Here is a 12,290-nt window from a genome sequence, read left to right as displayed (position 1 = left end):
GGTAACAACTAAGCTACTGAAAATCGTTTTGATTCAAACCTGCTAATTTGGCTAAAACTGCCACGAATTGAGCGGGTTCGATGGGTTTGGTTAAGTGTTCGTCATAGCCGGCCGCGATCGCCTTGGCGCGGTCTTCATCCCTAGCATAGGCCGTTAGGGCGACAGCGGGCAAGCGTTTGGTGAGAGCAGATGGGGACGATCGAATTTTGCGGATCAGAGAATAACCATCCTCGATCGGCATACCGATGTCACTCACCAAAATATCCGGCTGGAACTTGCCTAAAATCTCGATCGCCTCCGCCACGGAACCAGCAGCCATCGCCACGGAACCTGATTCCGAAAGCATCACAGTCAAAAGTTCGCGATTGTCAGGTTCATCATCAACCACTAAAACCTTCAAACCAGCCAGAATTCCAGGAGGCAAAAGCCGGGAATTCCTGTCCCCTCTCAACTGTGACTTCTGACTTTTCGGCTGTTTTAGTGGCAGTTTCACTGTAAATGTAGCACCTAGATCTAGACCGGGACTTTCTGCTGTGACACTCCCGCCGTGGAGTTCCACCAAGTGGCGGACAATGGCTAATCCGAGTCCCAAACCATTATTCGCCCTAGTAATTGAGCCGTCAGCTTGGCGGAAGCGATCGAACACATGGGGCAGAAACTCAGCAGCAATGCCCTTTCCGGTGTCGCTGACTTGAATTTGCAGGTAATTAGTCATTGGTAGCGGCGAATTCGTGGCAACTTCGCCGTACTCTGTCAAATTCGGAATCGAACCTCCCAATTCCCTGGACAAACACAATACCACTGTGCCCCCCGACGGTGTAAACTTCACGGCATTGCTCAGCAAATTCGATATTATTTGCTGCAACCTTTGAGGATCTCCCCAGATCAATCCCAGTGCGGGGTCAAGTTGTGAGTTGAGGGTGACAGACTTGGCCTGGGCCTCGAAACTGACTAAATCGATCGCCACCTCGATCGTCTTGACTATATCTAACCAGCCAGTTTTCAGAGACAACTTACCTTGAATGATCCGGGAAACGTCGAGCAAATCTTCCACCAAATGAGTCTGTACCCTTCCCTGACGCTCGATCGCTTCCAGGGCACGGCTTAAGGTGGCTGCATTATAGGGGCGACTGCGAAGCACCTGAGCCCAGCCCAGAATCGCGTTTAAAGGAGTCCTCAGTTCGTGGGAAAGAGTCGCTAAAAACTCGTCTTTGAGGCGGTTGATGGCTTCGGCTTCGGCCCTGGCTGCCCGTTCGCGTTGCAGTAATTCGGTGCGTTCTGCCTCGGCTTGTTTGCGATCGCTGATATCAGCGACGATCGACATACAATTAATATTGCCCTTGGCATCATTAATGGGAGTTGCCCACAAACTGATATCGATCTGTGTACCGTCTTTCCTTTGGCGCTTAGTTTCCACTCCGGCGATCGCATTTCCTTGCCGAATGCCTTTCAACTTAGCGGTAAATTCGTCCCGTTTATCGGCAGGAACATTGGGCAAAAAGTGACCAATTGCCTCTGATTCCTTCCAACCAAAAATTCTTTCGGCTGCTGGATTCCACAGTGTTACCACACCATCTTCGGAGTTGAAAACGGTAATTGCCAGAGGACAGGCCTGAACCAAGGCTTCTAAAGTTTGATTGATTGCCGATCGCGCTGCTTCTGCTTGTTTGCGATCGCTAATGTCGAGAACAAAGAACGAACCTTTGTCTTGGTATCCTTGGAAATGTGCCGCGCCGATCAAAACTGGCAAGCGCGTGCCATCTTTGCGGATGTAGAATTTTTCAAAAGGCGTGCAACTCCCGAAGGCTGAGATTTGCTCCAAGGCTATGCGATCGAGATAGGCCTGTTCCGGTGGCGTAATTTGCGACCAATACAAGTTTCCCAAAACCAAGTCTTCCCTGGTATATCCAAGCATATTTAGCAAGGCATCATTAGCTTCAGTAATTGCGCCTTCTTTATCCCAAAAACCGATACCGATCATGTTTGATTCTACGACACTGCGGAACCGTATTTCGCTTTCTCGCAAAGCTAGTTCTGTCTGTTTAGCTACCGTAATATCTGTAAGAATTATCCCAGCTCCTATGGTTTCTCCTTTTTCATTTTTCACGGGATAGTAATTACCTACCCAATGGCCTAAAACACCCGGTTTTCCCTTAGATTCAACGCTAATTTCGACGTTCAAAATGGGTTCGCCAGTATCTATAACCTGCTGAATGATCCAGGCATATTGGGCTGCGGATTCTGGCAACAGTTGGCGGAAGTCTTGACCCAAATGTTGTGCGGCTGACAAACCGTTGAGTTCCGCTAAGACTTGATTGATGCGGATGTAGCGCATTTCGCGATCCAAAAAACAAATCCCCAAAGGAGATGCTTCCAATAGCGAGTCAATTAAGGCAAAAGATTCGGATGTTTGAGCCAGTGCTTGCTGGGCTTTTGCATAAAGTCTGGCATTATCAAGACCTAGGGCGACGTGGTAAGCTAGGTCTTCTAGCATGGCTAAATCTGCTGAATTGTAGTGGCGATCGGACTCAGATGTAAAGCAAGTAATAGCACCGATGACTCGTCCCCGCGCCGTCATCGGTACGCAAGCTTGGGAGCCGATATTGAGCGAGCGTAATACTTCTAGTTCTGCTTCATTTCCAGATAATGTTGCTAAGATTTCTGGATTTAATTCACTAATCAATTCAGATGTTCCGGTGCGAATTACTAAGGGATAACCATGTAAAACATGATTATCAATATTTCCCACCCTCAACAAATTCCTCCGATCCAGCCAGGATGCTTCTGCGTGAGCAACAGCGACTAGGCGAACTTGGTCATCGGTTTCCCTCAGATGAATCCAGCAACCCTGTGCTACCATTTCCACGGCTAATTCTGCGATATTTTGCAACACAGTTTCGCCATCAAAGCTCGCTGCGAGCATTTTACTGACTTCTGCTAAAAAGCGCGATCGTTGTTGTTCTATTTCCGCTTTTTCCCTAGCGCTTTGTTCTATAGTCAGTTGCGCTTTTTGAACTTCTGCCACTTTCAATTCGGTGATATCTCGAGCTACAATTAAGGCATATTGAATTACACCTGCTTTATCAAATTCAGGAACTACGCGAGATTGATAAGTTCTGATGCCGTTGGCTGAAGGCGCTTGAAATTCAATGATTTCTTCTTTACCAGATGCAAAAACCTTGTGAAGAGTTGTTTCCCAGAGTTGGCACAGTTCTGGATCTATGCCGATTTCGGCAGTGGTTTTACCAATAAAAAATGAAACCGGTTGTCCTTGGCTTTTGGCTACTGCTTGATTGACATAGACATAACGGAGTTGTTTGTCAGTACGGATAATGATATCTGGCGTATTTTCTAAGAGTGTTCTCAGTTGCTGTTCGCTGCTGGATAAAGCTGCTTGTGTTTGTTGACGTTCTGTGACATCTCGAACAGTCCCAACGTGTCCCATCAATTCCCCAGAGTCAGAAAACATGGGGGAGCAACTAACATTAACCCAACGGCAAATATCCTCGGATATTTGCAGGCGATATTCCATGGCATATTCTCCACCTTCGCGGGTATAATTCTGCCACTTAGTCAACACTAGATCCCTGTCTTCTGGGTGAATGTAATTTTGCCAGCTATCGCCTAAAATTTCTTCAAAATTCCTGTCATAAATAGCCTGACATCGGGGGTTTACATAGGTAGTACGACCCTGAATATCCGCCATGAAAATCCCCACGGGCGAACAAGAACTTAAAGAGCGAAATCGTTCTTCTTGAGCTTGCAGCGCTTCCTTCGCTACTGTCAATTCTGCCGTTCGCTGTTTGACTCTAGTTTCTAGCTCACTGTAGGATAAAGCTAAGGCTATTTCTGCGATGCGACAGTCAGTAATATCGACACCAGTTGCGATGACATATTCTACCAAGCCGTTGCCATCAACAATCACTGTATTTGACCAATTAATTAAGCGCCTCTCACCATTTTTGGTGAGCCAATAGTTAGTATACTTACTAACAAAATTTTCGAGCTTTAGTTGGTTGAAAATATTTTTAACTGGCTCTAATTCTTCGGCAACCAAGAATAAATCCCAAACAAATTTATTTTTGACCTCAGCAAAGGAGTAGCCTGTGGTTTTTTCGCAAACTTGGTTAAAACGGACGATCCGTCCTTCCTTGTCCAGAACTACAATCAAACAGGCGGCTACGCTAATGACTTGGGCAATAATATCTCGTTCTGTTTGTAGTTCTTTTTCTGTGGACTTGAGACCAGCATACCAAGCCGCGACCATTGCAGCGAGCAAAAATAAGATCGCAGAAGTTGCCTTAAATGTCAACAGTAACAAAATAGTCAGCAGTAATGCAGTGCTGGTGGCAAATCCAGCAATTTTGTAAGGTTTAATTGGTAGAGGTGATACCTGAAGCGGACTCATTTTGCTTGACCTATAGCGAGGGCGCTAAGTTATTGACTACTTAAAAAGATATTAATAATTGTTTTTTTATCTATCAAATCATAATTTTGGGCAACTTGCCATCATCCCGGAGACAGATTTGAAGATGTCGGTTGTTTGTTGTTTCTTGTTTGTAGACTGTAGACTGTTGCTATATCCCCATCGGGGCCTCTGCCCATTTGCCCATCTGCCCTTCTACCCATCTGCTCCTCTCTTTGTTATGATGATGAACAGACAAATAAGCGAATTTATGGGGACTAACTGAGCGTGAATAATAAGCTGGCAAAAACGATCGGGTTATTTTTGGCAGCAGCAATTATGTTCGGATTCATGGGTTATACACTTCAAAATCCAAATTCTGCGAGCAACTCAGTTATCTCGATCGGCTTTCCCAATTTTACCATCGCCAACCCCAGTGCGATCGACAATACAGGCGATCGCATCTATCTCAACGGCACCTGGCAATTTGTCCCCGCCCTTGGCAATTCCCAAAATCCCCCCTCATCCCCAAGCTGGGGCTCCATCCAGGTACCCGGAGACTGGATGGAAGAAAACAGCGAAGTCATACCAGGAATCATCTCTCGTGGTACTGGTAAAGAGTGGGAAAACTTCAAAAACAAACAACTATCAAAAGCCTGGTATCAGCGGACAATAGAAATTCCCAGTGACTGGACAAACCGCCGAATTTTCATCGATTTAGCCAGAGTCAGCACCGATGCAGTCATCTTTATCAACGGTATTAACTGCGGTCAAGTTGATTGGCCCTACGGCACTCTGGAAATTACTAAAGTAGCCAAACTAGGTCAAAATACCATATCGATTTTAGTCGCTGCTATCTCCGAAGAAAAAGAGAAAGTAGTGATTATGGGACCGAGTGAAATCTACACCAAAGAATCCAACCTCCTCTCGCGAGGAATCATCGGTGAAGTCAGAATTTTTAGCAGACCCCCAGGTCCCTTAATTAGCGATGTATTTGTTCAAACTTCCACCCGCAACCAGCAAATTAAATTAGATATAGAACTCAAAGATGTTAAACAAAACGGTCAAATTCAGTTAGTAGCTAAAATGTTCGATGAAAAGAGCCAAGTCGAACAAAAATTTACCGGAACAGCCCAAGTTAAAGCTAAACCAACTCAAACCGTAAACATCCAGTGGAACTGGAAAAACCCTCGGATTTGGGACCTTGGTCAACCAAACCTTTATAACCTGCAATTAGAAGTAACAGGAAATGGCATTAATACGCAGTACAACCAACCTTTTGGCTTCCGAGAATTTTGGATAGAAGGGCGTAAATTTTTCTTAAATGGAACAGAATTACGGCTGCGACCAACCTTACATTCCGATACATGGGAAGGTGGTAGTGTCGTCGGAGCCCAAAAATTAATTGACGGCTACCTTAAAGCTGGTTTTAATATCATAGAAATGTGGCCTTGGGATCATGACGAACGGGGACGGTGGCATTTCCGAGAACTGTTTTCGGAAATAGCAGACATCAAAGGTTTTCCCATTATGGCTCCCGCTTTAGATATTACTTCCATAGGTTGGAACGGCCAGTGGAAAAAACACCAAACAAGAGAACGCTGGGAAGGACGAATGGCCACAGAAATGCGACGATATCGCAATCACCCCTCAGTCTTAATGTGGGCAACCAGTCCTAATTTTTTTGGCAACAATGACGACCAAAATCCTCGTCGCATCGGTAATAAAAAACTAACAGGAACCCTAGGAACAATTGATGATAAGCGTTTGCCAGAGATAGCACCTTTGGCAAAGGATCTGTATTCTGCTATCAAAAAAGTCGATCCAACTAGACCTGTAATGTTACATCAAGGCGCTAATTTTGGCGATGTTTATGCGCTTAATTCTTATTTAAATCTAATTCCATTGCAAGAAAGAGAAGAGTGGATTTCTGAGTGGAGCAAAACAGGGGAAATGCCCTACATGGTGGTGGAATTTGGGACTCCACTACAAGTAACTATGATGCGAAATAGGGATGGTTACGCTAGCGTTATCTTCAGCGAACCGTGGAGCACGGAGTTTGCAGCTATTTATTTGGGTAAACAGGCTTATGAGTTAGAAACTGAGAGTTATAAAAATGAAATTCGGAACAAATTTATTAATGGTCAGGAGTATCAAAACTGGCATATGAATCCAGAGTTAGATTTTGCACCAGCTTTTCAAAAGTTGCAGCAGTTATTCAGTACAAATACTTGGCGTAGTTGGCGGACTTTTGGGATGTCTGGGGGGATGATTCCTTGGAGTGATGGCCATGGTTGGCAAGTTTCGGATGTTGGTAAAACTAAGGTAGATGTTGGAGAATTTCAACCGGGACAGCGGGGGGTCTATTTGAAGCAGATGTCGAAGAGTCTGATGTATTATTTGCAGCCAGAAGCTTACAATATTTATCCTGCTGGCGAGGCAATTATGAAAAATAATGGTCCTACTTTGGCTTGGATTGCTGGTGCTAGTCCCGCTTTTGTCACCAAAGACCACAGTTTTTTTGCGGGGGGAAAACTGGCTAAGCAAATAGTATTAATTAACGATACTAGGAGTCAACAAAATTTTAATTTTAATTGGCAAGTTTTGGTGGATGGGAAAGAGGTGAAAAAAGGCGAGAAACAGGGAACTATTGACACCGCAGGTACGCTGTTTTTCCCCATTGATGTGATTTTACCTCAGAAGGTTTCGGGCAAGGTGGATGGCGAAATTCGCCTGAGTGCGAAGGTGGGCGATCGCCTCCACGTTGATACTTTTTCGTTCCGGATATTTGACAATCCAAGCAAAATCAAGGATAAGCTGACAATCTTCGATCCTGTGGGCAAAACATCGGCGATGTTAAAACAATTAGGTTACGAACTTGTGCCTTGGGATGGTAATGTCGGGGCAACCACGGTCGGGGCAACCACGGTCGGGGCAACCACGGTCGGGGCAACCACGGGGGGATTGCCCCTACTAATTATTGGTAGGGAAGCATTTTCTAGCGGGCAAAATTTGCCTGGAAATTTAGAATCTTTTGTGCGGAATGGTGGTAAGGTAATTGTGTTTTCTCAAAGCAGGGAATGGCTGCGAAATAAGGGTTTGCGGATGGCACAACACATCAGCCGTCGAGTTTATCCAATTAATAGCAACCACCAAGCAGTTAGCGGTTTGGACGAGGCTGATTTGCGGGATTGGACAGGACAAAGCACTTTGATTGAAGCTTATCCAGATACTGTTCATACCGTGGGAAAATTGAGTCCGAAAAATTCACATTGGTATGGCTGGCATTGGGGCAATCATGGGGGTGTCAGCAGCGCTTCTATTGAGAAGCCTCACCGCACTTCTTGGCGGCCAATTTTGGAGTCGGAGTTTGATTTAGCTTATTCGCCGTTGATGGAATTGGATTATGGAAAAGGGCGATTGATTTTAAATGAGTTGGATTTGGAAGACCATTTTGCTGCGGATGCTGGGGCGGCGCAATTAGTCCAAAAACTTGTGAGTTATGGGATGAATTCTATGGTTTCTGGGAAGCCGGATAAAGTGGTTTTAATTGGGGGAGATGGGGATGCGAAGAAGTTGGACAATTTGGGGGTAATTTATCAGCGGGCTAATGGGCTTTCTCAAGATGTTGGTTTGACTATTGTGGGGGCCCAAGCCTATGTGAAAGATGCTGATTTGCAGGGTTATTTGAATGCTGGGGGCAAGGTGTTTTTCTTGCCGCGTCAAGTGCCTGTTGGTGCTTTGGGTGTGGGTTTGCAGCCTGTTCAAAATTTCGGTGGTTCCCTGGCGGTTCCGAGTTGGGATGAGGTGAAGGGGGTTAGTGGTTCGGATTTGCGATCGCGCTCTTTTTATGATACTTGGTTGATTAAGTCTGGGGGTGAAATTGGTGCTGACGGTTTGTTAAGTCGGGTTGCTGTAGGTAAGGGTGTGGCGATTTTTTCTCAGATTGACCCGGATGGTTTGAATGCTGATACTAAGACTTATTTGCGTTTTACTCGCTGGCGACAAACTCGCGCGAATGCTCAGATTTTGGCTAATTTGGGGGCGAGTTTTAAGGAGGATGGGGTGGTGTTTAATGGTTCTAGTCGGGAGTTTTATCACTCGGATTATAGGACGGATTTTGAGAATGGGGATAATCCTTATCGGTATTATCGATGGTAAGATTTTTTAACCGCAGAGGGCGCAGAGGGCGCAGAGGAAGAGAGGAGAGAGATGAATATTTTAGTCGGGGACGCATTTCGACCAAAGAAACCGGGTTTTTTACTAAATCTGTGGTTTGTAACGAAGTATTTTCGTAAAAAACCCGGTTTCTGGAGTCCCATGCGTAATATCATGTCCGGTCAATTGACCATGATTCCTGTAGGGGCGGGTTCACCAACAATATTTGCCAAAAACCGACAATCTCAAAAACCCGCCCCCGCCTATGTATTATGCTTAATACTGTTAAATATCAAAGGTCAAAGTGACGCCGGAAGCGGGGGTCTAGTTTGTCGGTTTTCTTTTGGTTGCAGGTGCGGCATAGGGTTTGCAGGTTGCTGATGTCGTTGCTGCCGCCGCGGGCTAGGGGGATGATATGATCGATCGAGAGTTGGGTTTCTTGTTTGGTTTGGCCGCAACTTTGGCATTGGTATTTGTTGCGGGTAAATACGTATTTTCTGACTTCTGGCGGAATCGGGATTCTAGGGGTTTTAGTCATCTTGTTTGGCTAACTCTCTTTAGGCATTTTTTGACGCAAATCGTCTAGGGGAAAAACGACTTTAGTATCTGCTGATTTTCCACTTTCGGTAATTTCTGCAACTTCCAGTTGTTCCGGCTCAAACTCTAAAGTAATTCTCACTTTTCCTCTTTGCCAACTCTTAGCACCAGGCTTAAGTATTTTACAATCTATTCCTTCTCTAAACCACATTTATTTTAATTCTGTCCATCCACCTTGAGCTTTTATTAGAGTCAGCATCGCTGCAAGAAACTCACTGATTGTAAAGGTGCGGTTGGTGACTAAAATTTCACTCGAATATAGAGATACAACATCGTCACGTTTCAGTGAATCAAAATTATCGCTCATTTTATTTTCCGGTTTGGGTTATTCTAATTATAGTTGTTTGTGGTTGTATCGGGATGATTTAACCACAGAGGACGCAGAGAACGCAGAGAGATCGGAGAGAAATGAATAATTCCGATGCTCAATGTTTTTAACCCGCGCAGGTGGGTTTTGTCTGTGTAGGTGCGATTTCCAATCGCCGGAATTTCGATCGCCAAAATTGCCATCATTCGCCATCCACCGAAACACCATCATTTTGCCCGATCGCAGGTAACAAATGTTCGTGCAATTTCATCGCCTGCAAACAGCTATTAATCCCCGAAACCGCCCGATCGTACTTTTCCATCTTTTCTTCATTCTCCCCTTGCAGCCGCTGATTCCTAGCAATCTTCTCCTCCGCTTCCTGGGCTAAAGTTTGCTCTACATAATCGCGGGCTTGACTGTATTTCTGCAAAATATCATCCGCTTGCTTTTGGGCCATCGGTAACAAATGATCTTTCAGGGTTTTATTAACTGTTTGGCGGAAGGTTTGGCGGATGGTTTTCGATACTTTTGGCTCGAAATCTAGGCGCAACAATTGCCGAATTGCTGGTTGGGCATCTACCATGTTTTCGCAGTCGTAACCTTGGGATGTTTGCTGTAATGTTTGCCGGAATTGATAAATGGAAAACGTGTCTTCGTCGTAAAAACGGGGACTTTCTCGCACGTAGCGATCGCACTCAACGCCGGCCGCATTCACCAAAGCATCAGAAACCTGCTTTGACAACTCCTCTAACTGCTGTTCAATTCCCCCGTCATTCCCCAACAATCGATAAAGTAATCGATAATATTCAGACTTGCGCACGCTGTCTTTCAAATACTGGAAAAAATTAGCAACCAAGGAAGCAGTAGACTCTACTAAAATATCTTCTAACTGATTGGCTAAATAGTAAAGTGCCTCAACTAAAACAGCAATTAAAGGTGCTGTCGCATTGCGGGGATGAGCGAGCACTGTGCGCCCGTAAGCTGCCTCAACTGAAAAACTATCTAATAATTCATCTAAGCGCCGAATCATGCGAGATTGCAGTTGCCGAAAATCGGTATCAAAAATATCGCATTTATTCATAATCATTTCATTGATTTCTGTGGCGATATGTTCCCGAAAATCCTGTCCTACTTGTTGCAATTCTTGATTTAACCGTAAAAGTTCCTGTGCTTTCATCGCCTCAATTTCGCGGGGCTGACTGTCCAAATTCCGCTGGATTGTTTGGTAGTGTTTCCGCAGTTGAATGCACAAGTCTTCTAAATCGTCGGCGAGGTTTTTGAACAGTTGCGGGCGTTTTTCTTCGGTGAGGTAGCGGGTAATTCCCGTGCGAAAATCTTCGATGCCGCTATCTTGAATTAATTGCTCGATTAATGGTCTTCCTTGTTCTGCAAGAATCCGCACGTAGTTTTCATTAGGTGTTTCGTAGCTGTTAACTGAAATCCGAAATTGGCTGGGAGATAATTTGCCAGAATTGGCACAGTAGCGGTTAAATTCGCTGATAAATTGTGGAGTTTCTTCGCTATTACCGATCGACTCTGAATCTAAGTTACTATCTACATCAACCCGCCCTCTTTCGGCAAATATTGTATTTAAGCCAAAGCGATCGCGCGTTGTGGTATTTTTAATCAAACTGGCGTAAAATCCCAACAATCCGCTAGTTTTGTAAACTCTGGTAGTATCGCGAAAGTCGGAATTAATCAGATTTTCTAAGCGTTGTCGCAGTTGGGTGTTGTACCAAGTTTCGTCGATGCGGTTGAAAATGTAAAAAAGGCGATCGCGAATTCCCGGATTTCCCTTGGTTTTTTCCATCAACTCGGTTTCTTCCGTCGTCATTTCCCCTGACGAAGCTGCTTTTAAAACGCAGACAACTGCCGAAGTATCCGGGCTTTCAATTTTATTATAAGTCAATTCTGCATCCCGTTGTACTGGCGCATCAATTCCCGGCGTATCGATAATTATATTGCCATCTTGCAGCAGGGGATGATAACAATAATATTCGACGCGCTTGAGCACCGCACTGTTGCTACCGCGGCGAGCATAGCTAGCAGCTTCCTTGAGATTGGAAAAGTTAAACTGTTCCATCGAGTAGGTGGCGTTTTCGAGGGTGTGAATGCGATCGCGATTGGCTTCAAAACCTTCTAACAGCAGCATCAACGCCTTAGCTTGTTTGGCTAATTCCGATTTATTTTCGCCGCCTTCTTTTTCAATAATTATTCTACAACCCTGAGACAAAAGTGGCACTACATCTGTTTGATTAATATTAAGTTCAGTAGTTAAGCCTAATTTTTCACAAAGAGCATAGGCTTGCTCTCGAATTTCCACTTCGCTCAAAAATGTGAGAACTACTCGCTCTTTGTCTGGCTCAGCAAAGGCGATATAACATTCAGTACCTGTGGCGTGTCCTTCTGCACTGTAGAGCAATTCTCGCTCTAATAAAGCATTAATCAACATGGATTTTCCAGCACTGAAAGCACCGGCAAACACAATTTCAAATTCGGGAGCAATTGCTTTTTTCAAAGAAGCTTGCACGGCTGTAATATCTTGTTGTCGTAAAGACGATTCTTGACGCAGCAGTTGCAATAAACACTCTACGTGTTCTTGTAGATTGTGGCATTGAGGCGAATTTTGAGTCATGGTGGCCGAACGATCCTGATTATCTCATAATTATCTTAGTGTTAATTATCAGCTAGTTCAGAGTTTGTCACAACAGTAATTTCACTTATATTATCCAGGGTTGCTGAAAGTATCGCCTCTTAACTGGTTTAACTTCCATGCTCTTCCTGGGAACTAATGTCACTCTTGCTCGCCATCGCAAGCTATCA

The 12,290-nt window shown here is 44.7% G+C and carries 7 protein-coding genes; 1 reads left to right on the top strand and 6 read right to left on the bottom strand.

Annotated elements, in window-relative coordinates; translation table 11 throughout:
• Positions 1 to 13 precede the first annotated feature (13 nt).
• Entirely contained in the window at positions 14 to 4,408 is a 4,395-nt protein-coding gene (locus AAFP14_RS04530; protein ID WP_341731120.1) for a PAS domain S-box protein, read from the bottom strand.
• A 285-nt stretch (positions 4,409 to 4,693) separates the two neighbouring features.
• Between AAFP14_RS04530 and AAFP14_RS04525 the strand changes: the two genes are divergently transcribed.
• Positions 4,694 to 8,566 (top strand): glycoside hydrolase family 2 protein, encoded by a 3,873-nt coding sequence (locus AAFP14_RS04525; protein ID WP_341731119.1) that lies wholly within the window; start codon positions 4,694 to 4,696, stop codon positions 8,564 to 8,566.
• A 289-nt stretch (positions 8,567 to 8,855) separates the two neighbouring features.
• Here the strand turns inward: AAFP14_RS04525 and AAFP14_RS04520 are convergent, their stop codons facing one another.
• From AAFP14_RS04520 to AAFP14_RS04500, 5 genes are read right to left on the bottom strand one after another with little or no spacing between them, the layout of a single operon-like run.
• Positions 8,856 to 9,101 carry an HNH endonuclease gene (locus tag AAFP14_RS04520; protein ID WP_341731118.1) on the bottom strand — a complete coding sequence of 82 codons (246 nt, stop codon included), beginning with the start codon at positions 9,099 to 9,101 and terminating at the stop codon, positions 8,856 to 8,858.
• Between the two features lie 9 nt (positions 9,102 to 9,110).
• Positions 9,111 to 9,311, bottom strand: a complete 201-nt coding sequence (locus tag AAFP14_RS04515; RefSeq protein WP_341731117.1) for a KGK domain-containing protein — start codon at positions 9,309 to 9,311, stop codon at positions 9,111 to 9,113.
• Positions 9,312 to 9,467, bottom strand: coding sequence for a hypothetical protein (locus AAFP14_RS04510; RefSeq protein WP_341731116.1), 156 nt, complete (start codon positions 9,465 to 9,467; stop codon positions 9,312 to 9,314). It abuts the gene before it with no gap.
• 23 nt (positions 9,468 to 9,490) lie between these two features.
• Positions 9,491 to 9,673, bottom strand: a complete 183-nt coding sequence (locus tag AAFP14_RS04505; protein ID WP_341731115.1) for a hypothetical protein — start codon at positions 9,671 to 9,673, stop codon at positions 9,491 to 9,493.
• A complete protein-coding gene (locus AAFP14_RS04500) occupies positions 9,670 to 12,102 on the bottom strand; it encodes a dynamin-like GTPase family protein (RefSeq protein ID WP_341731114.1) in 2,433 nt (810 codons plus the stop codon). Before AAFP14_RS04500 ends, AAFP14_RS04505 begins: the two co-directional genes overlap by 4 nt.
• Between the last annotated feature and the right edge of the window lie 188 nt (positions 12,103 to 12,290).

Origin of the sequence: Microcoleus sp. EPA2, assembly GCA_020882975.1 — a bacterium.
Taxonomy (GTDB): Bacteria; Cyanobacteriota; Cyanobacteriia; order Cyanobacteriales; family Microcoleaceae; genus Microcoleus.
This window is presented reverse-complemented; position numbering and strand designations above follow the sequence as displayed.